The 22,015-nt window shown below is 69.8% G+C and carries 15 protein-coding genes; 7 read left to right on the top strand and 8 right to left on the bottom strand.

What is annotated here, in order from left to right; genetic code table 11:
* Positions 1–59: 59 nt before the first annotated feature.
* On the bottom strand, positions 60–3,167 hold the full coding sequence (locus ACWDS7_RS30470) for a DUF4082 domain-containing protein (protein ID WP_451932067.1): 3,108 nt from the start codon (positions 3,165–3,167) through the stop codon (positions 60–62).
* A 289-nt stretch (positions 3,168–3,456) separates the two neighbouring features.
* Between ACWDS7_RS30470 and ACWDS7_RS30465 the strand changes: the two genes are divergently transcribed.
* Positions 3,457–3,849 (top strand): hypothetical protein, encoded by a 393-nt coding sequence (locus tag ACWDS7_RS30465; protein WP_451932066.1) that lies wholly within the window; start codon positions 3,457–3,459, stop codon positions 3,847–3,849.
* A 278-nt stretch (positions 3,850–4,127) separates the two neighbouring features.
* Here the strand turns inward: ACWDS7_RS30465 and ACWDS7_RS30460 are convergent, their stop codons facing one another.
* The 3 genes from ACWDS7_RS30460 to ACWDS7_RS30450 all read right to left on the bottom strand — a co-directional run bounded on the left by ACWDS7_RS30460 (position 4,128) and on the right by ACWDS7_RS30450 (position 8,833).
* Complete coding sequence (locus tag ACWDS7_RS30460) at positions 4,128–6,230, bottom strand: DUF4082 domain-containing protein (RefSeq protein ID WP_451932065.1); 2,103 nt, start codon at positions 6,228–6,230, stop codon at positions 4,128–4,130.
* Between the two features lie 461 nt (positions 6,231–6,691).
* Positions 6,692–6,883, bottom strand: coding sequence for a hypothetical protein (locus ACWDS7_RS30455; protein WP_451932064.1), 192 nt, complete (start codon positions 6,881–6,883; stop codon positions 6,692–6,694).
* A gap of 810 nt (positions 6,884–7,693) precedes the next feature.
* Complete coding sequence (locus ACWDS7_RS30450; protein ID WP_451932063.1) at positions 7,694–8,833, bottom strand: ice-binding family protein; 1,140 nt, start codon at positions 8,831–8,833, stop codon at positions 7,694–7,696.
* 243 nt (positions 8,834–9,076) lie between these two features.
* On the opposite strand from ACWDS7_RS30450, the gene ACWDS7_RS30445 reads away from it, so the two are divergent.
* Entirely contained in the window at positions 9,077–10,336 is a 1,260-nt protein-coding gene (locus tag ACWDS7_RS30445) for a nucleotide sugar dehydrogenase (protein WP_306868016.1), read from the top strand.
* A 107-nt stretch (positions 10,337–10,443) separates the two neighbouring features.
* On the opposite strand, the gene ACWDS7_RS30440 is transcribed toward ACWDS7_RS30445, so the two are convergent.
* Both ACWDS7_RS30440 and ACWDS7_RS30435 read right to left on the bottom strand, forming a co-directional pair.
* On the bottom strand, positions 10,444–10,827 hold the full coding sequence (locus ACWDS7_RS30440; RefSeq protein WP_306868017.1) for a carboxymuconolactone decarboxylase family protein: 384 nt from the start codon (positions 10,825–10,827) through the stop codon (positions 10,444–10,446).
* Between the two features lie 222 nt (positions 10,828–11,049).
* Positions 11,050–11,850, bottom strand: coding sequence for an SDR family oxidoreductase (locus ACWDS7_RS30435; protein WP_451932062.1), 801 nt, complete (start codon positions 11,848–11,850; stop codon positions 11,050–11,052).
* 383 nt (positions 11,851–12,233) lie between these two features.
* Between ACWDS7_RS30435 and ACWDS7_RS30430 the strand changes: the two genes are divergently transcribed.
* From ACWDS7_RS30430 to ACWDS7_RS30420, 3 genes are all read left to right on the top strand, one after another.
* A complete protein-coding gene (locus tag ACWDS7_RS30430; protein ID WP_451932061.1) occupies positions 12,234–14,936 on the top strand; it encodes a glycoside hydrolase family 3 N-terminal domain-containing protein in 2,703 nt (900 codons plus the stop codon).
* A gap of 197 nt (positions 14,937–15,133) precedes the next feature.
* Positions 15,134–15,826 carry a hypothetical protein gene (locus ACWDS7_RS30425; RefSeq protein WP_451932060.1) on the top strand — a complete coding sequence of 231 codons (693 nt, stop codon included), beginning with the start codon at positions 15,134–15,136 and terminating at the stop codon, positions 15,824–15,826.
* Between the two features lie 14 nt (positions 15,827–15,840).
* The gene (locus tag ACWDS7_RS30420) at positions 15,841–18,759 is read left to right on the top strand and encodes an AAA family ATPase (protein ID WP_451932059.1); all 2,919 of its coding nucleotides are present in this window, start codon (positions 15,841–15,843) and stop codon (positions 18,757–18,759) included.
* Positions 18,760–18,818: 59 nt separating this feature from the next.
* On the opposite strand, the gene ACWDS7_RS30415 is transcribed toward ACWDS7_RS30420, so the two are convergent.
* Both ACWDS7_RS30415 and ACWDS7_RS30410 read right to left on the bottom strand, forming a co-directional pair.
* Complete coding sequence (locus tag ACWDS7_RS30415; RefSeq protein WP_306868025.1) at positions 18,819–19,049, bottom strand: DUF397 domain-containing protein; 231 nt, start codon at positions 19,047–19,049, stop codon at positions 18,819–18,821.
* 40 nt (positions 19,050–19,089) lie between these two features.
* A complete protein-coding gene (locus ACWDS7_RS30410) occupies positions 19,090–19,917 on the bottom strand; it encodes a helix-turn-helix domain-containing protein (RefSeq protein ID WP_451932058.1) in 828 nt (275 codons plus the stop codon).
* A gap of 188 nt (positions 19,918–20,105) precedes the next feature.
* On the opposite strand from ACWDS7_RS30410, the gene ACWDS7_RS30405 reads away from it, so the two are divergent.
* Both ACWDS7_RS30405 and ACWDS7_RS30400 read left to right on the top strand, forming a co-directional pair.
* The gene (locus ACWDS7_RS30405) at positions 20,106–20,510 is read left to right on the top strand and encodes an ATP-binding protein (protein WP_306868029.1); all 405 of its coding nucleotides are present in this window, start codon (positions 20,106–20,108) and stop codon (positions 20,508–20,510) included.
* A 139-nt stretch (positions 20,511–20,649) separates the two neighbouring features.
* Positions 20,650–22,015: M14 family metallopeptidase (locus ACWDS7_RS30400; protein WP_451932057.1), on the top strand; the 1,366-nt coding region annotated here is incomplete at its 3' end.

Below are 22,015 nucleotides of genomic sequence, written 5' to 3'. Positions count from 1 at the left end.
GGCCGGGCGCGCGGGCGCCGGATCCGGTCCGGCCTGCGGGCCGTGACCTGTGGTGACGGCTAGGGCGAGACGAACACGAGGTCCACCCAGTAGTTGGCGGCCTGGAAGGTGTTGTTGGGGAAGGCGCTCGTCGCGCCGTACCGGTAGACGCCGTTGCCGCCCGAGGCGCCGCTCGCCGGGGCGGTCAGCGGGCCGTTCACGTAGTCCGTGGTGAAGTAGGAGCTGTTGACCGCGTAGCCTCCGGATGGAGCGAAGTAGGAGACGACGTAGGTGGTGTTGGCGTTGATCGCGACAGGTGTCGCGAAGTTCACCTGCTGCCAGCCGCCGGCCGTCTCGTTGGTGAAGGTGGCGCTGGCCAGTAGCTGGCCGCCGCTGGTCCACAGGCTCCCGACATGGGTGCCGGTGTTCTGCGGGCCCTTGTAGAAGCGGATGCCCTGGACGGCCCCGGTCTTGTTCGCCCTGAACTTCACGCCGACGGTGATGGCGTTGGGATCGGCGGCCGACGGGGCGGCCGGGGTCGTCGCGGTGTCCCAGAGGCTGTCCGACGGCTTGAAGACGATGTCCACCCAGTAGTTGGCGGCCTGGAACGTCTTGTTGGGGAAGGCGTTCGTCGCGCCGTATATGTAGACGCCGTTGCCGCCTGAGGCGCCGCTCGCGGGCGCGGTGAGCGGGCCGTTGGTGTAGTCGTTGTTGAAGTAGAAGCTGTTGACCGAGTAGCCCCCGGTCGGGGTGAAGTAGGAGGCGACGTAGGTGGTGCCGGGTTTGATCACGACGGGTGTCGCGAAGTTCACCTGTTGCCAGCCGCTGGCCGTCTCGTTGACGAAGGTGGCGCTGGCCAGTGGCTGGCCGCCGCTGGTCCACAGGGTCCCGATGTGGGTGCCGGTGTTCTGCGGGCCCTTGTAGAAGCGGATGCCCTGGATGGTGCCCGCCGTGGTCGCCCTGAACTTCACGCCGACGGTGAGGGCGTTGGGGTCGGCGGCCGACGGGGCGGCTGGGATCGCCGTGTTGCCCCAGAGGCTGTTCGACAGTGCGAACACGACGTCGACCCAGTAGTTGCTGGTCTGGAAGGTGTTGTTGGGGAAGGCGCTCGTCGCGCCGTACCGGTAGACGCCGTTGCCGCCCGTGGAACTGCTCGCGGGGGCGGTGAGCGGGCCGTTGGTGTAGTCGGCGGTGAAGTAGGGCGTGGTTATCGAGTAGTTGCCCGCCGGGGCGAAGTAGGAGGCGACGTAGGTGGTGTTGGCCGCGATGGACACCGGGACCGCGAAGTCCACCTGCTGCCAGCCGCTGGCCGTCTCGTTGGTGAAGGTGGCGCTGGCCAGCAGTTGCCCGGAGGAGGTCCACAGGTTGCCGGTGTGCGTCCCGGTGTTCTGTGTCCCCTTGAAGAACCTGATCCCGGTGATGAAGCCCGCGTTCGCGGTCCGGAACTTCACCCCGACCTCGACCGAGTTGGGGTCGTCGTTGGAGGGGTCGGCGGGCACGGTCGCCGGCGTCCACAGGCTGCAGCCGGCGCATCCGGTGACGACGGTGACGGTCGTCTCGGTCGGGGTGGTCTGGACGTTGCCGATGTCGTCGACCGCCCTGGTCTTGATCGTCACCGCCCCGGTGGTGCCGGGCGTCGTCCAGTTGTACTGCCAGTTCGTCCGGCCCGTCGCCTGGAACCACCTGGTGCCGCCGTCGAAGGAGATCTCGATGGCGGAGACGACGCCGCCCCCCGTGTCACTGGCCGTCCCCTGGATGGGGACGATCGTCCCGGTGGGCACGGTCCCGGTGTTCGCCGGATAGTCGATCGTCGAGGTGGGCGGGGAGGTGTCCGTCGACGGGGTGGCCGGCACCAGTCCCGCCTGGAGGTTGGCCGGCTGGGAGCCCATGTCGGCCAGGAGGTTGACCGTCGCCTGCTGCATCCGGATGTCCGTGGGAGGGGGCGCGGCCATCCGGCCGCCTCCGGCGGGGGTCAGGTCGTGCTCGGAGTCGAGCCCCCAGGCCCACTGGATGGTCCCCGCGCCGAAGACGATCGAGCCGCTCGGGGTCTTGTAGAGCGTCAGGCTGTGCGTCGCGGTGCCGGGACCGTAGGTGCTGCCGAAGTCGAGCATGTATTTCGACGTGGTGCTCAAGGTCGTCCGGGAGAACTTCACCAGTCCCGCCGGCGCGAACCCGTTGTCGGGCGCCTCGTCCCATTCGTAGCCGAGTGTCCCGGGGGGGAAGGTGGCCGACTGGCCGGGCTGCAGGCTCGTGATGGAGGTGTTGCGCCACAGTCGCATGGAGGCATATTCGTAGGGGACGACGATGGAGTCGGTCGCGAAGCTGTTGATCATGAACAGTGTCCCGGTCAGGGCGTTCTCGGGCCGTCCGCCGTTCGACGGGGGAGAGAACCGGGGATCGCGCCACGTCCCCGTCCACTGTGGACTCGGGTCGATCTTGGCGTTGGCGTGGGTCTCCTTGTAGCAGACGAGCGTCCGGAAGGGGACGCCGCTGCTGTCGATGCTGTTCTCCCACCTGGTCTTCCAGAAGACCTCGTTTCCGGAGAAGAAGGCGACATTGACCCCGCTGTCCCGGGCGGTCTCGACGTTGCCGCGCATGTCGTTGGACCAGTACTCGTCGTGTCCGGAGGACATGAACGCCTTGTGCTCCAGCAGCTCCGCGCCCCGGCTGGCCGTGTCGACGTTGCTGGTGTAGCTGACGTCGAACGCGTTGGACTCAAGCCATCTGATCATGGGGTATTCGGCCTGGAAGAAGCCGGTGCGCGTGACGAACGGGCGGTTGTAGCTCACCTTGTAGGCGCGTCCCACCGGCGAGCCCTGATAGAGGCTGTTGCCGCCGTAGGTGTTGTACGCCTGCCAGGTGGCGTCGGACGTCTGGACCAGGACCTCGGAATTCCGGGTGTCGTCCCGGATGACGAATATCGTCTGCCCCATGCCGCTGACGCCGTCCTCCCTGATCAGATTACCGAGATAGACCCCGGAGACGGCGTCGGCCGGCACCGCCCAGGAGGCGGACACCCCCCAGTTCCCGCAGTCGATCAGGCCGGTCGAGGAGTCGGTCAGGCAGGCCGGTTGGATCTGGGGCAGGACGGCGGAAGGCTCGATCGTCGTTATCAGCCGCGCGCCCATGCCGCCGTAATATCCGATCCGGTAGATTTCGATCCGGTAGTCGGTCGCGTTGGTGGCCACTTTGAAATTGAGGGTTTCACCCTTGTCCGCGCTAATCTGGGTTGGATATCCAAGGATGTTCCCGGTCGGTGTCTGCATGTACCACTGACTGGGTGGATTGCCGGGCAGGCTGTTCTCAAGGCAGATGACCGAGGTGGGGGGGCACGCCGCGCTGCGCCCCCGTGCGCTGGCCCGTAGGGCCCGCTTTCCGGCGCGTGCCCCGGGGTCGCTCCCTTTGTCTCCGGAGAACCACTCGGTAAATGACTTCTGCTGCGTCGCCCGTTTTCCGGGTGGCTTCCGGATGAGGGGTGTGGAATCAGGAGTTCTCCGCGTTGCCCGCGCCGGAGGCGTTACCGGAGAAAGGGCGGGCGGCCTTGCCGGCGATGTCATCGAGGGAGTCGCCGACGGCGTCGCCGAGGGCGCTGTCGAAGGAGTCGCCACCGCCGACGACGGCGCCGCCGAGGGCGTTGCCGAGGGCGTTTCCGAGGACGATGAGACGCTGTGCGTGATGTCGGGGGCGGGTGTCGGTGCCGGAGCGGCTCCCAACATGCTGATCATGGTTATCGCGCCGCCCCCGAAAGTGGTCAGCGCGATCCGGAGCATCCGCCGCGTCATCGGATTCAAACTCTGCCTGCCATATGGCACCTGCAACCTCCCCGGTCGCACCCTTGGCGAATCGTTAGCCGGACGGCCGAAAGTCTGACGACGCGGGTGCCGGAATCAGGTCTTGGACGCACGTGTCCGGTGATGTTCTTGCCAGACCTTTATATGGGCTCTCGGCTGAATGGGAGTGCTCCTGCCGGTGCCGTCAAACGGTTATTCCGCGATATATGGGTGCGACCGGGTTATATGTATGGAGTGGAGTCTGGAATTCCTCGTACAAGAGCGGGCCGCATGGCTGCGGGGCCGCCGGCTGTCCGGCGGCCCCGCATTCATCGATCGCGCACGACGGCCGGAGAGACTGTCCCCGGCCGCCTGCGGCTAGGTGATGTCGAACACGACGTCGACCCAGTAGTTGGCGGCCTGGTAGGCGCTGGTGGGGAAGGTGCTCGTCGCGCCGTAGCGGTAGATGCCGTTGCCGCCCTCGTCACCGTTGGCCAGGGCGATGAGCGGGCCGTTGGCGTACTGCGAACCGAAATAGGAGCTGTTGACCGAGTAGCCACCGGTCGGGGTGAAGTAGGCGGCGACGTAGGTGGTGCCGGCGTCGATCGCGACGGGCGTCGTGAAGCTCACCTCCTGCCAGCCGGCGGCTGTCTCGTTGGTGAAGGTGGCGCTGGCGAGCTGGGTGCCGCCGCTGGTCCACAGGCTCCCGACGTGGGTGCCGTTGTTCTGGAGGCCCTTGTAGAAGCGGATGCCCCTGATGGCGCCGTCGGTGGTCGAGCGGAACTTCACCCCGACGGTGATGGGGTTGGGGTCGGCGGCGGAGGCGGCCGGGGTCGCCGAGCTGTCCCAGAGGCTGTCCGACGGGGTGAACACGACGTCGACCCAGTAGTTGGTGGACTGGTAGGTGCCGGTGGGGAAGGAGTTCGTCGGGCCGTAGCGGTAGACGCCGTTGCCGCCCTCGGCGCTGTTGGCCAGGGCGATGAGCGGGCTGTTGGTGTATTGCGTGCCGAAGTAGGGCCGGTTCACCGAGTAGTTGCCGGTCGGGGTGAAGTAGGAGGCGACGTAGGTGGTGCCGGCGTCGATCGCGACGGGTGTCGTGAAGCTCACCTGCTGCCAGCCGGTGGCTGTCTCGTTGGTGAAGGTGGCGCTGGCGAGCTGGGTGCCGCCGCTGGTCCACAGGCTCCCGATGTGGGTGCCGGTGTTCTGGGGGCCCTTGTAGAAGCGGATGCCCCTGATGGTGCCGTCGGTGGTCGAGCGGAACTTCACCCCGACGGTGACGGCGTTGGGGTCGGGGAGGGTCGTGACGGCCGGGACCGTGGCGGGGGTCCAGAGGCTGGCCACCACGGTCTGGATCAGTTCGGGTGAGGTGCTGGGGGCGAAATGGATGATGCCCTCACCGCTGGGGGTGTCGCCGCCGAGATAGACGGCGGTGATCGGGTGTTGCCCCGGGTCGAGAGTGGAGGTCGTGAGCGTCGCGGGGCCCGAGCTGTTGTGCAGGTCCGAGCCGATGACCGTCGCGCCGTCCTTGAAGAGCACCTGGCCCTGCGGGACGAGCGAGCCGCTGACCGCGCTCACCGTCGCGGTGAAGGTGACCGATTCCCCCCTCCGGGAGGGGTTGGCGGAGGAGGACAGGGCCGTGGTGGTCGGCGGGTCGTTCGGCACGGTGATGCGGGTTCTCGGCGGGTCGGTGGGGCCCTGGATGGTGATCCCGCCGTTGACGGCGAACACGCGGCCGAAGACGGCGGCGCCGGTGCTGACCGTCACCGAGGTCTGCGCCAGGACGTTTCCCCGGAAGGTGCAGTAGGTCCCCAGTGTCGCGGTGCCGCTGACCTGCCAGAAGACGTTCTTCGCCTGGGCGCCGCTCGCGAGGTTGATGTTGCTGACGTTCGCGGTGGAGAAGGTGGACGCCTTGAAGATGAAGACCGCGTCCGGTTCGCCCTGGGCGTCGAGGGTGAGCGTGCCGGTTATCCCGAAGACGCCGTTGGCGGAGTTGTAGACGCCCGGGGCCTTGGTCGTGCCGCCGAGCTCGCTCGCCACCGTGGTGACGGGGGTCCGCCCGGCGACGTCGTTGTAGGCGGCGACCAGGTCGGCCTTGGCGGCCGCCGCCGCGGCGTCGCCCGCGTGGATCGACCCGCTCACCGTGCCGGGCGGGAAGCCGGTCACGGAGCTGCCCGGGCTCACGCCGAGGTTGCCGGTGATCGCGGTGAGGTCAGTGCTGCTCACCGCGGTCCCGGCGAGGACGGCGTAGGACGCGGCGTCACCGAGGTCCACCGGGGCCTGGTCGGCCTCGGCGCCCTGCGGCGTCGCGACGGTCACGCCCATCGACAGCAGGACCGCCAGCGCCGCTACGAGCCAGGCGCGGCCGGCGCCACGTGGCAGGAGGCGGTGGCCCGCCGCACGGGCCGGCCGGCCCGGCGCGGCCGTGCCGGACGGCCGGCCGGGCGCGTGGAGAGAGGGTCTGGGCATCCGGAGTCTGGACATTGGGCTCACCTTTTCGAGGGTTTCGCGGGGATCGGACGCCGGGCCTCACATGCAGCCGGGGCGCCAAGGATCACCCTCGCGATTTCCACTGCACATCTGCCCGATTGGCCATATTTGTCATGAAAGGCACAGAAATTCCCGGCAGAAAATGATGTCGGCCGGGTGCCGTAATACCGGATGAAGGCGTTACGGCATGCGCGGACAGATAGGGCCTTAGGGGGACTGGCGGTGCGCACATGATCGATCATGAGGAGCCTCTGTTGAGCGCGTGATTTGAGAAGACTTTACCTCCGAATACCGACTGTGACCAGTATTTAAATTCGCACCCGCCATTCCTTGGATGCATTTCTTAAATATTAGAATATTTTGTGATTTGCGTTCCGCCGGGCACGGCCCGGCGCGCGCCCGGGCCCCGGGCGGCGGGGTCCGGGGCGCGGCCCGGCGGCGCTGGGGCCCCGCCGTCAGCCGGCCGGCGGGGTGATGACGGTGAACCCGTCGCAGTAGGTCTGCCCCCACGCGGGGCCGGGCGGCGGGGGAGGCGGCGGCGGGGTGATGACGCACTTGGTCTGGGAGAGGACGCCGCCGGAGGTCAACACGGTGACCAGCAGGGTGCTGAGCGGGACGGCGGCCTCGGTCACCGAGACGCCGACCACGCCCGGGGGGTAGCCCGGGACGGAGGCCAGGCTGTGCCATGCTCCCGGCGGAGCCGTCCGAGGGTCCCGGATCCAGGTGGTGCCGTCGGAGACATACGCGGTGAAGTTCGTGTCGAACGGCGGGAAGGTGAGTGAGACGAGCGTCGTGTCGGTGCTCGAGATCGATCCGGCCGTGCCCGCCGGCCCGCGGACGCCCTGCGGCCCGGCGGGCCCGCTCGCCCCGGTGGGTCCGGCGGGCCCGTCCGCCCCGGCCGGCCCGTTCGCGCCGCGCGGCCCGGTTCTCCCGCGTGGGCCCCGGCATTTCGAGACGTGGAGGTCCCAGCCGCAGAAGGCGGGCCGGCAGCACCGGTGCCCGCCGCAGAAGGCGGGCCGGCAGCACCGGTGTCCCCGGTGGCAGCCCCGGTGCGCGCCAAGGGCCGGGCCGGCCCCGCTCGCCTGGCGGGCGGCGGACCCGGCGGCCGGCCCGGCCACGGCTGTATCCGGAAACCCCAGAGCTCCGCAGGCCATGGTCAACGCGATCGCTCTGGTCAGCAGACGATGAAAAATCACTTATATCCCCCTGCGCCGAAAATCGGCTTTTCTGGTCACCGTCCCATGAACGGTGCGAGCGGGAGATACCCCTTCAGGGAAGCGGAGATTCCGGGGCGGAGTAGCGATAGAGGCAAATATATGACACCGCGGAACAAAGGCCGTCCATTTGGTCCGGATCTTTCATGACGTCTGCGCATTTGACGATGACGCGGCGCAGCGGTCCCGTCCGTTCACGCTGGAGTCCGGTCGCCCTGGAAAGGGCGCCGTGAAAGGCGGAGGTCATGTCGAGGAGCGGTTCTCCCTGCGGTTGAGCACCTGCTGGATCAGGACGGGAGATTTGCTCGGGGCGAAGTGGACCCACGCCTCGCCCACCGCGGTGCCGCCGTCCGCGTAGACGGCGGTGATCTCGTGCGCCCCTCTGGTCAGCTCCGAGGTCGTGAAGACGGCGCGGTCCGAGGTACCGATGATCACCGAGCCGATGATGACGGGGCCGTCCTTGAAGAGCACGAGGTTGTTGGGGCGGACGCCGTCGACGTTCCCGCTCACGAAGGCGGTGAAGGTGACCGGCTCCCCTCTCCGGGAGGGGTTCGGCGAGGAGGTCAGCGAAGTGCTGGTCGGCGGGTCCGTCGGCCAGGTGACGCGGGTGGCGGGCGGGGTGACGGTGCCCGCGATGGAGACCAGGCCGTCGAGCGCCATCGCGCGGCCGTACATGGCCGTGCCCGTGGTCACGTCGACGGAGTTGAGCGCCAGGACGTTCCCCCGGAAGGTGGAGTATCTTCCCAGGTTGGCATCGGTGACGACCTGCCAGATGACATTGTTGGCCTGGGCCCCGTTCGTGAGGTCGATGTTGCTGACCCTCGCCGTGTTCAGGGTGGTGGCCTTGAAGATGAAGATCGCGTCCGGGTCCCCCAGGGCGTCGAGGGTCAGCGTCCCGGACAGCTCGAACACGCCTCCGGGGGTGTTGTAGACGCCGGGCGGCAGGGTCGCCCCGCCGAGCTGTGCGGGCACGGTGGCGGTGGGGGTGCGGCCGGCGGCGTCGTTGTAGGCGGCGGTCGCGGCGGCCATCTCCCTCCTCGCCTCGGGGGTGTCCACCTCCACGGCCCCGCGCACCGCGCCGGGCGGGAAGCCGACCACGGAGCTGCCCGGGCTCACGGCGAGATCACCGGTGATCGTGGTGGTGCCGGTGTTGGTGACCCCGTCCCTCGCCATGACCGCGCACTCCTCGGCCTCGCCGAGCCTCACCGGTGGCACCACCGCGCCCGCGACGCGTGGAGCCCTCGCGACGCGTGGAGCGCCCGCGCGGAGGGGGACGCCCGCGTCGAGGGGAGTGCTCACGCCGAGATCGGCGGTCGTGCTGAGAGAGGCGGTCGCGCTGAGGGGGGCGGTCGCGCTCGGCGGGGGAGCGAAAGGGACGCCCACGGCGAAGACCATCGAGAGAACCCCGGCAAATCGGAGAATGCGTGGGTAGCCGGTATTTATCATAGACATATCCTTATGTCCGCAATGAAGAATAATGCCACATGTTAATAATCGTCACCTTAGTGGCGTGTTCATGAATGCCCCGCGGAACGACACGCCCGTGCCGCCGCTGAATCGACGTTATGAAACGCCCGACTCATACAGTCGGGTCATATCTCATCTCGAAGTGACGGGGGTCCTGACATGAGAGAGAAGCTGGTCGTTGTCGGCCAGGGTTACGTGGGTCTGCCGCTGGCGATGCGGGCGGTCGACGCCGGGTTCGACGTCGTGGGGATCGACCTGGACGAGTGGCGGGTCAAGCGGCTCAACGCCGCCGAGTCCTATGTCGAAGACGTCGGCGACGACCTGCTGGCCGCGGCCCACCGTTCGGGGCGGTATCTGGCCAGCGGCGACTACGCCGACGCCGAGGGGTTCGACATATGCGTGATAACGGTGCCGACGCCGCTCCGCGAGGGCGTCCCCGACCTCCGTCACATCGGCTCGGCCGGTGAGTCCATCGCCCCGCTGGTACGGCGGGGCGCGACGGTGGTCCTGGAGTCCACCACCTATCCCGGGACCACTGAGGAGTATCTACGGCCCCTGCTGGAGGAGGGCTCCGGGCTGCAGGCACCCGAGGACTTCTTCCTCGGCTACAGCCCGGAACGGATCGACCCGGGCAACCCCCAATGGCGGCTGGACAACACGCCGAAGGTCGTGTCCGGGCTCGACGGGGCCTCCCTGGAGCGGATCGGGGCGTTCTACGGGCGGATCGTGCAGGAGGTCGTCCCTGTCTCCTCGCTGCAGGTGGCCGAGCTGTGCAAGCTCCTGGAGAACACCTTCAGGCATGTCAACATCGCCCTGGTGAACGAGCTGTCGATCTTCGCGCAGCAGCTCGGGATCGACGTCTGGGAGGCGATCGACGCCGCCTCCACCAAGCCGTTCGGCTACATGCGCTTCACCCCGGGGCCCGGGGTCGGCGGTCACTGCCTGCCGATCGACCCGTCCTACCTGTCCTGGAAGGTCAAGCGCAGTCTGGGGCACAACTTCCGGTTCGTGGAGCTGGCCAACGACATCAACGACCACATGCCCGACCACGTCGTGCACCGGCTGATCCTCGGGCTGAACCGGCGGTCCAAGTCGATCAAGGGGAGCCGGGTGCTCCTGCTGGGACTGGCCTACAAGAAGAACGCCGGCGACTGCCGCGAGTCGCCCGCCATCGAGGTGGCCAGAGCCCTGTGGAAGCTGGGCGCGGACGTGCGGGCCGCCGATCCGCACGTGGACGACTCCCTGCTCCCGCCGGGGATCGAGATCGTCAGGCCCACGGGCCGGGAGCTGGCCCTGGCCGACGCGGTCGTGATCCTCACCGACCACGACTGCTTCGACTACGAGCTGGTCGAGCAGATGGGCGCCTTCGTCTTCGACACGCGCAACCGCTGCCGGGGTCCCAACGTCGAGCGCCTCTGAGCGGCCCGCCCGGCGTCCCCGCCCGGCGTCCCGCCCGTCCGGTGCCCCGGGTGCCACGGGGCGCCGGACGCCGGGTGTCTCCGGGCGGGCGTCATGACCGAGTACGGCTAGGGCCTCATGACGCGGTCGATCAGCTCCTCGACCTGGGTGTTGAGCTTGGCGCCGCGTGGCCAGCCCGCGTAGTGGGTGAGGAAGATGACGATCTCGCGGAGCTCGTCCGGGGTGAGCTCCCCGGTGCGCAGCGCCGCGTCGAGCTGGACCTCGATCATGTCGTCGGCGCCCTGTCCGACGAGGAGGCCGAGCAGGAGCAGCCGCCGGTCCCGCGTGCTCAGCCCGTCTCTGGACCACACTTCGGCGAACAGGTGCTCGACGGTCATGCCGAAGAAGTCGCCGGGGCCGTCACCGACGTGGTTGCGGCCGTAGACCCGCTTCATGATCTCCAATCCGCGGGCCCGGCGGTCAGGGGCGGCGTCGTCCGCGTGGTCGTTCATGGGGCACTCCCAGTCCGTCAGCCTGCCGATCCGGGGCTAGCGCGGTGAGGGGCGTCTCGGCCCCTCCATCCTTGGCCGGTTCCGCCGCCAGGGATAGCTCCTTCCCGTCAAGAGTCCTGACATATACCAACATGTCGTATCAAGATCGCCGGGCGTTACAGATGCGGCCGCCCTCCGAAGGTCACACGGCGGGGGTTGCGCCGGCGTTGCGACCGTCGCCGTTCACCGCCCCGGCCGTTGCGGCCGCTCCGGGCGCAGGGGCGCCTCCGGTTCGACCTCCAGCAGGGTGACATGCGCGCCGCGCGGCATGGAGATCACGGCCAGTACGGCCGCCGCCACGTCGCGGGGGTTGAGGAAATGGTCGTGCCTGGCCAGCCCGTACCTGACCCAGTCGTCCAGCACCGCCTGCAGGACCTCCACCGGCCAGGTGGAGCCCACCCCCGACAGGGTCGGCCCCGGCCGCAGGATCGACGCCCGGACCCCGGTGCCCTCCAGCTCCATCTGCATCGCCCTGGCCAGGCCCTCGACGCCGTTCTTGGCCGCGACGTAGGCGCCCATCCGGGGGCGCGGCAGCCGTACGACGTCGGAGCTGACGAACACGATGTCGCCGCGCCGCCTCGTCGCCATCGCGGGCGCCACCCTGGCCACGAACCGCTGGGTGCCGACCAGGTTGAGCTGGAGCTGCGCCTCGAAGTCTGGGGTGGCGGTCTCGTAGGCGTTCTCCGGCGTCACCTCGCCCGCGCACATCACCACCACCTCGACCTCCCCCAACGCCTGCTCCGCCTCGGCGACGAAAAAGGAGACGGACTCGTCCGAGGTGACGTCCAGCGCCAGCGCCACCGCCTCCCCGCCGTCGGCACGGATCTTCGCCGCCAGCTCCTCGCAGATCGCGGTCCGGCGCGCGCCCAGCGCCACCGGATACCCGGCCGCCGCCAGCCCGACGGCCACGGCCGAGCCGATCCCCGAGGAGGCCCCGGTCACCAGGACCGGCCGCCGCTCGGGGTGGTGCAGGGCTCCGGGCATGTGACCTCCGTGGTCGGCGGCTCAGCGGTGCTCGCGCCCGCCGGGGCCGGCGGGCCCCGGACGGCCCCGGTCCGGGCGCCGGCGACCGGTGGCCTCGCTGTCCGGTCCGCTCCGCCGAGCTCCTGGGCATGGACGGTCCCGCGGCCGGACGCCTGCCGCCTGGCCGGGCACCTGTCGGAAGGTAATTCAGCGGCCGGTCCTTGCCTAGACCCAAATTCCGGACGGCCGGGCGGGGCTCCGGACCCGCCGCCGGAAACCTCGTCGCCCGTGAGAGCGCTCTCTTGAAGCTATTGACCGGACCGTCCTCACAGGGTCAAGATCTGCGCAATGCGGTCCGGCCAGGGCCGCCGTCACCGCCGCCGTGCCTCGAGAACGGACTGCCCATGATCGGACCCCTCGCGCGATCACGCGCCCGCCGGAGCGCCTTCGCGGCACTGACGAGCCTGACACTCCTGGTCGGAGGCACTGTCGGCGCCCCGGGAGCGGGCGCAGGGACGGCGGGGGGAACCGCCGCCACGGAGGGCGCGGGGGCGGCGGGGGGCGCCCGGCAGCCCGAGATCGGCAGACCGCCGCTGGACGCCCGCGGCTGCGCCCGCATCGACAGGAGCCTGCAAACGCTCTCCGAGTGGCCCAAGGTCAAGAGCCGGATCAAGCGCGACCCGGCCGGCGAGAGGCGGGTGGCGAAGATCCTCGCCGGCATGACGCTGTCCGAGAAGGTCGGCCAGATGACGCAGCCGGAGATCTCCGCGATCACCCCGGAGGAGGTCGGGCGGTACGGCATCGGCTCGGTGCTCAACGGCGGCGGCTCGTGGCCCGGCCGGGACAAGCACGCCTCGCCGCGGGCCTGGCTCGACCTCGCCGACGCCTACTGGGAGGCGTCCACCGGCACGCGTACGAAGATCCCGGTGATCTGGGGCATCGACGCCGTCCACGGCAACAACAACGTCTACGGCGCGACGGTCTTCCCCCACAACATCGGCCTGGGCGCCGCGCACGACCCGTGCCTCGTCCGCGACATCGGCTCGGCGACCGCCGCGCAGCTCCGCGCGACCGGCCAGGACTGGGCCTTCGCGCCCACGCTCGCCGTCGTCCGGGACGACCGGTGGGGCCGCACCTACGAGGGCTTCTCCGAAGACCCCCGCATCACCCGGGCCTACGGCTACGAGGCCGTCAACGGCCTGCAGGGCCGGCACCCGCGCGGCATCGGCGACAGGGGCGTCATCGCCACCGCCAAGCACTTCATCGGCGACGGCGGCACCCTCAAGGGAGTGGACCAGGGGGTGAACCCCTCCTCCGAGGCCGAGATGATCAACATTCACGGCCAGGGCTACTACGGCGCGCTCGCGGCCGGCGCCCAGACCGTGATGGCCTCCTTCAACAGCTGGACGAACACCGACCTCGGCATCGACGAGGGCAAGCTGCACGGCAGCGAGCGCGTCCTCAACGGCATCCTCAAGCAGAAGATGGGCTTCGACGGCGTCGTCGTCTCCGACTGGAACGGCATCGGCCAGGTCGCCGGATGCACCAACGCGAGCTGCGCGCGGGCCATCAACGCGGGTCTGGACGTCGTGATGGTGCCGAACGACTGGAAGGCGTTCATCGCCAACACGATCGCGCAGGTCGAAGCCGGCCAGATCCCGATGGCGCGCATCGACGACGCGGTCACGCGGATCCTGCGGGTGAAGCTGCGCGCGGGCGTCCTCGGCGCGCCCAAGCCGTCCGAGCGCGCCCTGGCCGGCTCGGCCGACGCCCTGGAGGCCAAGAGGCTCGCCCGCGAGGCCGTCCGCAGGTCGCAGGTCCTGCTCAAGAACAAGGGCGGGGTGCTGCCGCTGGCCGGCGGCTCCAAGGTGCTCGTGGTCGGCAAGAGCGCCGACAGCATGCAGAACCAGACCGGCGGCTGGACCCTCACCTGGCAGGGCACCGGCAACACCAACGCCGACTTCCCGGGCGGCACGACGATCCTCGGCGGCCTGCGGCAGGCGCTGGGCGAGGCGGACGTCACCTTCAGCGAGACGGCGGACGGCGTCGACCCCTCGGCCTACGACGCGGTCATCGCGGTGATCGGCGAGACGCCGTACGCCGAGGGGGTCGGCGACCTCGCCCGGCGGACGCTTGAGGCCGCCAAGCTCCACCCGGGTGACCTGGCCGTCCTGGACAAGGTCAGCGGCAAGGGCGCGCCGGTGGTCACCGTCTACGTCACCGGCCGCCCGCTCTGGGTCAACAAGGAGCTCAACCGCTCCGACGCCTTCGTCGTCGCCTGGCTGCCGGGCACCGAGGGCGGCGGCGTCGCGGACCTGCTCGTCCAGGGACCGCGCAGGGGGGCCGGCTACACGGGCACCCTGCCGTACTCCTGGCCGAAGAGCGCCTGTCAGACGCCGCTCAACCCGGGCGAGGAGGGCTACGACCCGCTCTTCCCCCTCGGCTACGGCCTGCGCCACGGGCAGAGCGGATCCGTCGGGACCCTCGACGAGACCGCCCCTCCGGCGGGCTGCGGCCAGCCGGGCGGCGGCGGCGAGGCGAGCGAGGACCTGGAGATCTTCAACCGGATGGACGTCCCGCCCTACAAGGGCTTCATCGGCTCGGCCGACAACTGGGGCGGCACCGAGATCGGCGTCGACGGCGAGGCGGCGCACTCGGCGATCGGCGTGGTGCAGTCCGACGTCAACGTGCAGCAGGACGGCCTCAAGGCGACCTGGAACGGCACCGGTCCGGCGCAGATCTACATGCAGGACCCGGCGGGCGGCCACGACCTGCGGGGCTATCTCAACGCCGACGGCGCCCTGGTCTTCGACACGGTCGTCCACCAGGCCCCGGCCGCCAGGACCGTGATCAGCGTGCACTGCGGTTATCCGTGCTTCTCCGAGGTGGCGGCGACCTCGCTGTTCCAGGGGCTCACGCCCGGGGTGAAGGCGACGGTCAAGATCCCGATCGCGTGCTTCGCGGCCACGGGCCTCGACCTGGAGGCGGTCAACACGCCGTTCCTCGTCTACACCGACGGCGCGTTCTCCGCCTCCTTCGCCAACGTGCGGTGGGTGCCGAAGGCGGCCAAGGACTCCGACGCCAGGAGCTGCGACAGCCTGACCTAGACGTCGCCGGTCAGGCGGGTGAGGCCGGAGGCGGTGGCCGTCCTGCGGCCTCACCCGAATGGTCCGTAACAGATGGAGCCAACTTATCGCCAAGATCTGGTCAAGATTTCCCGGATGGCCGGGCTATGAGAGGAGAGAGATACTCAAAAAACGGGCACAACCCTCCTGTTAGCCCGTAAAGCGGAGGTATAGCCCTGGTGAAAAGATCAAGGGCCAGGTCCCTCGCGGTCTCGGCCGGGGTCGTCCCCGTCCTGTGCGGCGTGCTGACCGGATGCGCGGGTCCGGAGTTCACCTACGTCCGCCACGACGACGGCCACACCTACTTCAAGGTCCCGGCGACCTGGCGCAAGGTCGACCAGAGGGAACTGGACAGGGCGACCACGGGGGAGGACCCCGAGTCGGCGGCCGCCCGGCTGCGCAGGCGGCTCGTCTGGTCGATCGGCTACGACGCCCATGCCGAGCCCTCCGCCGGCCACCTCCTCGGTCACGGCACCGGGGACGAGCCGTTCGTCTTCGCCAAGGTCACCACGCTGCTGCCCGAGGCGCGGGACGCGGTCTCCCTGAACGGCATGCGCAACTCCGTCATCCCCGTCACCGAGCCGCTGCGCAAGGAGTACGCGCAGGTCCCCGGCTACCCGCTGACCGGTTTCGAACTGCTCGCCGACGAGGTGCTCCAGCCCGGCGACGGCCTGCGCGGGGTGCACGTGCGCTTCAACTACGCGGTCCGGGGCGCCGGCACGCAGACCTTCGACCTCACCTCCTACCTGGCCGGAGACGGCGGGCAGATCTCCACCCTGCTGATCCGCTGCTCGGCCGGCTGCTACCGCAGGCGTGCCGCCGAGTTCGACAGGATCGCCCACTCCTTCAAGGTCAAGCGACTCACCGGGTGAGGAGAGGCCCGCACATGAAGTCACCCCCGCCGGTCCCCGGCTTCGAGGGCCTCCGCGCACCCGGTTCCGGCCCGACCGACCCCCACCCCCGGACCCGTAAACGGATGCCGCTGTGGGACCGGGTCAAGTTCGTCCTCGTCCTGACGGCCGTCTACCTCGTCCTGGTCTGGAATGAGATGGCTTCCTACGAGGGCATCATCAGCGTCCGGGACGCGACGGTCAGGGCCGCGACCGCCGCACCGTGGATCTTCTGGCTGCTGGGGGCCGAGGTCCTGCGGCAGATCCACTTCTCCGTCAGCGAGCGCTCCGCCGGATACCACCGGTTCTGGACACGCGGGGTGTTCGGCGGCTTCGAGCGCTGGACCCACCGCCGCTTCTCGGACTGGAACCGCTTCAGGATGGCGCGGGCCGTCAAGTGGCTGTTCTGGATCGCGCTGCTCGCCCTGGTGCTCGGCGAGGTGCTGGAGACCTCGCCCGCCCTGGCGCTGTTCCAGGCTCCGGCCCTGCTCTGGCAGGCCCTGCCGTACGTGGCGCAGCTCGCCTTCGCGTTCTTCTTCATCGCCTTCCAGTTCGTCGGCCTGTTCTGGCTGCTGTCACGGGGCGGTGTGGAGACCTACTTCCCCGACGACATCAAGACCCGCTTCACCGACGTCTGGGGACAGGACCACGTGGTCGAGCGGGTCAAGGAGAACATCGTCTTCCTGGAACGGCCCGACGAGATCGAGGAGCGCGGCGGCTACGTGCCCAGCGGCCTGCTGCTGTGGGGACCGCCGGGCACCGGCAAGACCCTGATGGCCGAGGCCGTGGCCGGGGAGACGGGCAAGCCGTACGTCTTCGTGGACCCCGGCGCGTTCGTCAACATGTTCATGGGCGTGGGCATCCTGAAGGTGAAGTCACTGTTCAGGAAGCTCCGCAAGCTCTCCCTCCGGTACGGAGGCGTGATCGTCTTCTTCGACGAGGCCGACTCCCTCGGCCGCCGTGGCTCGCTGGCGCAGCAGGGGCCCAGGGGCGGCCCGGGTCTGTCCGCCCGCGCGGCGGGCTGCCACGGCTTCGACTACCTGGCCGAGGAGAGCCGGTGGCTGCTGACCCGCAGGGGGGCGGGGGAGGGGCAGGAGCCCGGCACCGGCCGCAGCCGCTTCTTCATGGGCGGCAACATGGGCGGCGGAGGCGGCGACCCGGGGACGCTGCAGGCGCTGCTCACCGAGCTGTCGGGGCTGAAGAAGCCGCGCGGCCTCGTCAACCGCCACGTCCGCAGGCTGCTCGGCATGCGGCCCAAGCCGCCGCCCAAGTATCGGATCCTGGTCATGATGGCGACCAACATGCCCAACTCGCTGGACGAGGCGCTGCTGCGGCCGGGCCGTATCGACCGCATCTACAAGGTGGGCTACCCCTCCAAGGCGGGACGGGTCCGCACCTACCGGGGCTACTTCGACAAGGTCGACCACGAGCTGACCGAGGAGCAACTGGACAAGCTGGCCACGATCACGCCCTACGCCACCGGCGCCACCATCAAGGACCTGGTGAACGAGTCGCTGATCACCGCGATCCGGGCCGGCCGGAACGTCATCACCTGGGCGGACGTGACCACGGCCAAGCGGCTCAAGCAGCTCGGGCCGCCCGAGGACGTGGAGTACATCGAGCGGGAGCGGCACGCGGTGGCCGTGCACGAGGCGTGCCACGCCGTGGCCGCCTACCGCACCCGCTACCACCTCGAGATCGACATCGCCACGATCGAGAAGGGCGCCGACTATCTCGGCATGGTCGCCAGCATCAAGCCCGAGGACCAGTTCACCCGGTGGAAGTCCGAGCACGAGGCCGACATCATGGTCTCGCTCGCCTCGCTGGCCGGGGAGCGGATGTTCTTCGCCGAGGACAACTCCTCCGGCGTCTCGGGTGACCTCTACTCGGCCACCTACCTCACCGCGCTGATGGAGGCGCACTGGGGGATGGGGCGCGGGGTGACCTCGGTGCCCGCCCTGCAGGAGCTGGAGATCTCGGGCGGCACGTCGATGCCCAAGCCCGGCGGGGGCGGCGGGGCCGGCTTCACCAGGGCGCCGGGCGGCCGGCAGCCCCTGGCCCCCGACGTGCTGGGCGAGCGGATCGAGTACAACCTGGTCCGCCTGCTGGAGGCGGTCGGGGACCTGCTGAGGGAGCACCGGCGGGAGGTGCTCTGCCTGGCCCACGCGCTGGAGACCCACAAGACGCTCAACGGCGACGACGTGATCGCCGTTCTGGAGCACCGGCGGGGGGCGCTGGTGGACGGCTCGTCCTACGCCTCGGACGAGTTCTACGCCGAGATCGAGGAGTATCACCTGGAGGCCGCCCGGGCGCACCGCGAGCACAGCCACGTGGCGCGGGAGCTGCCCGTCCCGCCGGACGGGCCCCGCTCCGGACCCGTCGCGTCACTCGTCCGAGGCGCGGTCGTGACGGGCAACGGTCACGGCTCCGCGCTGCCGGCCGCGGTGGGGCCGGCGCCCGTGGCCGGGCCGGACTTCGTGCCGTGGGGCGACGGGGGTGAGGGCGGTCAGGCGCCCGCGCTCCCACTCGTCCCGCCCCTGCCGGGTGCCGTGGCGCCGCCGGGGCGGCGGCGGTCCCGGGTGGTGCCGGTGGTGGCGGCCAGTCTGGCCGCGCTGGCGGTGTTCACGCTGCTCGGCGTCTACGCGCTCGACGGCAGGACGATGACGGCGGACGGGGTGACGATCACGCCGGGGACCGGCACGCTCCTGGCGGTGTCGGGTGCCGTGGTGGCGGCCCTCGTGGGCGCCGGCGTCGTCTCGGCGGTGATCCGTGCGGGCCGGGCGGCCCGGCTCAGGGCCGAGGCCCAGCGGGACCGCGCCGTGGAGCGGGCCCAGTTCCTGGCCGCGGCGATGGACCCCGAGGTCGCGATGCGGATTCTCGGCTACGACGGCACCGACGGCCCTCGGGCCCGCTGAGGGCCCGGGGCGCGCCGGCGCTTCCGGGGGGCCGGCGGCCCGGCCCCCCGGGACACGGCTCAGCCGAACTCGCCGTCCTTCACGCCGCCGACGAAGGCCTCCCACTCACGCTGGGTGAACGCCAGCGCCGGGCCGTCTGGGTCTTTGGAGTCACGGACGAGATAAAGCTCATCGGCGTCGGCCTTGTGCCCGGCCAGAGCCGGGTCACCGGGCACGACCGCCACTTCGACGCAGTCGCCTCCGTTGGTGCTGCGACTGCTCTTGCGCCACACGACGCTGGACAGATCCATCGTGGACCCCCGCACTCTCTACCTACTTTCCGCTGTGTTCTTACTGTTGGGTGGGACAACTCTTCGCGGCCTGGGCGATGAAGGCGGCCGACGCCTCCGCGCCGAGAGCCAGTGCCGACAGGCTCCCGAACATGAGGGTGTATCGGCGGACCTCCTCCGGGTCCTCCGGAACGAGCCCGCTTGCGGCCTGTTCCAGATAGACGAGGTCGGGATCCTCGGGCTCGGGGAAGCTGAGCAGGCAGAACTTGCCGTCCATCGCGGCGTGCGCCCCGGCGGAGAACGGGATGATCCGGATCTCCACGTTGGGCCGCCTGCCGAGATCGAGCAGGTGTTCCAGCTGCTCGCGCATCACCCCCGGACCGCCGACCTGACGCCGGAGCACCGCCTCGTCGAGCACCGCGACGAGCTGGATCGGGTCACCGGTGCCGTGCAGCAACTGCTGGCGCGAGATGCGCACGGAGACCTTCTCGTCAACCGCTGAGGGGGCGTGGGTGAGAGCGGTCGCCTCGATGACCGCGCGTGCGTACGGTTCGGTCTGCATCAGGCCGGGGACGACCTGTGGCTCGTACGAGCGCACCACCGACGCCTCCGCCTCCAGCCCGATGTAGGAGTCGAAACCAGGTTTGAGCGCCTGCCGGTGCCGGTGCCACCAACCTCGCTGGCGGGCCTCCCTGGCCATCTGGACCAGGGAGGCCCGGGCCTCCCCGGTCACGCCGTACACCTCGGTGAGGGCCGACACGTCGGAGGGTCTGGGACGGGTCAGCCCCGTCTCGTATCTCCAGACGGTGGTGTCGGTGGAGCCGATCCGCTCGGCCACCTGCGCCCGCGTCAGCCCGCTGCTCTCCCGGAGCCGGGTCAGTTCCGCCATGAGACGGCGATGGCGGGCCGTGGGGCTGCGCCGGGAAGCCATGCACGTACCTCCGTCCAGAGGGAGGAAACTGTGGAATTTCAATATGAGCTATTGAAGTCCCTGATAGAACAGTTCACCGTGAGTGAGTGTGCCATCTCGGAGCGCGATGTGCATGTGAATGTGCATGTCGGGGAGTGAGGGCAATCATGACGCTCGAGCAGCGGACCGTTCCGCCTCGATCGACGGTCACCCTGCTGGGGGTGCCGGAGTCGGTGTCGGTGGCCCGTCGTCGGGTCAGGGAGCTCCTGGGGGAGGGGCATCCCGCGTCCGACGACGTCGTCCTGCTGGTGAGTGAGGTGGTGACGAACTCGGTGGTCCACTCGGGGTCGGGGGGCGGGGGCCGGGTGGCGATGACCGTGGCGGTGGGCTCCGGCGCGGTGTTCGTGGAGGTGTCCGACGCCGGTTCGGGGGTGTCGGCCCCGCACGTGCGCAACGACCCCGCGGCCGAGAACGGGCGGGGGATGTTCCTGGTCGACCTGCTCGCGGCCCGCTGGGGGATCCGGGACGACTGCGGCGGGGTCAGGACCCTCTGGTTCGAGGTCTCGTTCTGACCCCGATGACTTTTGCCTTCTTGGGGGCGGAAGCCGTACAAGCCAGAAATTTTGGGCCTTTGCCGATCGACATCCTTGCCTGACTCTCAGTGCAGGCGCGTGACAAACCCCCTAGAGCGCGCGCCTGAGGAGGACGCAGGTGAGACGCCGTCTGATCGTGGTGCTCGCGGTCCTGGCGCTGTCATGTCTCGGCACAACCGGGGCAGGGGCATCGGCCGAACCGGCGCCGAACGGCCAGTACAAGGTGCAGGGCCCCAGTGACTCCCGGCAGCGGAGCGCGGTCGCGGCCACCGGCGCGGCGATCGACCAGGTGGACCCCGCCTCGGTCGTGGTGACCGCGAGCGAGGCCGAGGTCGCCGCGATCAAGAAGCTGGGCTACACCGTCACGAAGATCCCCAAGTCCCCGTCCCCGGACGTGCGGACCTTCGACTTCCCGCCGGCCGACTCCGGCTACCACAACTACGCCGAGATGACCGCCGCGATCAACCAGATCGTCGCCGACCACCCCGCGATCGCCCGCAAGACCAGCTACGGCACCTCCTACGAGGGCCGTGACCTGATGGCCATCAAGATCAGCGACAACGTCGGCACGGACGAGAACGAGCCCGAGGTGCTGTTCACCCACCACCAGCACGCCCGGGAGCACCTGACCGTCGAGATGGCGCTCTACATCCTCAACCTGCTCACCGACGGCTACGGCACCGACAGCAGGATCACCGGCCTGGTGAACTCGCGCGAGATCTGGATCATGCCGGACCTCAACCCCGACGGCGGCGAGTACGACATCGCCACCGGCTCCTACCGCTCCTGGCGCAAGAACCGGCAGCCCAACTCCGGTTCCTCCTCCGTGGGCACCGACCTCAACCGCAACTGGGCCTACCAGTGGGGCTGCTGCGGCGGCTCCTCCGGCTCCACCTCCAGCGACACCTACCGGGGACCGGCCGCCGAGTCGGCGCCCGAGGTCAGGGCGGTCGCCGACTGGGTGCGCAGCCGGGTGGTCGGCGGCACGCAGCAGATCAAGGCGCACATCGACTGGCACACCTACGGCGAGCTCGTCCTGTGGCCCTACGGCTACACCAACAACGACACCGCCCCCGGCCTGACCCAGGACGACCACGACGCGTTCGCGGCCCTGGGCCGGAACATGGCCGCCACCAACGGCTACACCCCCGAGCAGGCCAGCGACCTCTACATCACCGACGGCTCGATCGACGACTGGATGTGGGGCGCCCACAAGATCTTCAGCTACACCTTCGAGATGTATCCGACCGGGTCCCCGGGCTTCTACCCGCCCGACGAGCAGATCGTCCCGCAGACGACCCGCAACCGGGAGGCCGTGCTCCGCTTCCTGGAGTACTCCGACTGCGTCTACCGGATCATCGGCAAGGAGCCGCAGTACTGCGGCACCGGCACCCCGCCCGTGACCGTCTGGCAGGACACCTTCGAGACGGCGACCGGCTGGACCGCCGACCCCGGCGGCACCGACACCGCCACCCTCGGCCGGT

It is taken from the genome of Streptosporangium sp. NPDC003464 (genome assembly GCF_053588315.1).
The sequence above is the reverse complement of the archived record's forward strand: the minus strand, read 5'-3'. Positions and strand labels throughout refer to the sequence as shown.

Bases quoted from the DNA above. Each gene is read 5' to 3' on its own strand.
- ACWDS7_RS30430 (WP_451932061.1), top strand. From the start codon at position 12,234: ATGATCGGACCCCTCGCGCGATCACGCGCCCGCCGGAGCGCCTTCGCG.
- ACWDS7_RS30405 (WP_306868029.1), top strand. From the start codon at position 20,106: ATGACGCTCGAGCAGCGGACCGTTCCGCCTCGATCGACGGTCACCCTG.
- ACWDS7_RS30415 (WP_306868025.1), bottom strand. From the start codon at position 19,049: ATGGATCTGTCCAGCGTCGTGTGGCGCAAGAGCAGTCGCAGCACCAAC.
- ACWDS7_RS30420 (WP_451932059.1), top strand. From the start codon at position 15,841: ATGAAGTCACCCCCGCCGGTCCCCGGCTTCGAGGGCCTCCGCGCACCC.
- ACWDS7_RS30435 (WP_451932062.1), bottom strand. From the start codon at position 11,850: ATGCCCGGAGCCCTGCACCACCCCGAGCGGCGGCCGGTCCTGGTGACC.
- ACWDS7_RS30445 (WP_306868016.1), top strand. From the start codon at position 9,077: ATGAGAGAGAAGCTGGTCGTTGTCGGCCAGGGTTACGTGGGTCTGCCG.
- ACWDS7_RS30410 (WP_451932058.1), bottom strand. From the start codon at position 19,917: ATGGCGGAACTGACCCGGCTCCGGGAGAGCAGCGGGCTGACGCGGGCG.
- ACWDS7_RS30460 (WP_451932065.1), bottom strand. From the start codon at position 6,230: ATGTCCAGACTCCGGATGCCCAGACCCTCTCTCCACGCGCCCGGCCGG.
- ACWDS7_RS30440 (WP_306868017.1), bottom strand. From the start codon at position 10,827: ATGAACGACCACGCGGACGACGCCGCCCCTGACCGCCGGGCCCGCGGA.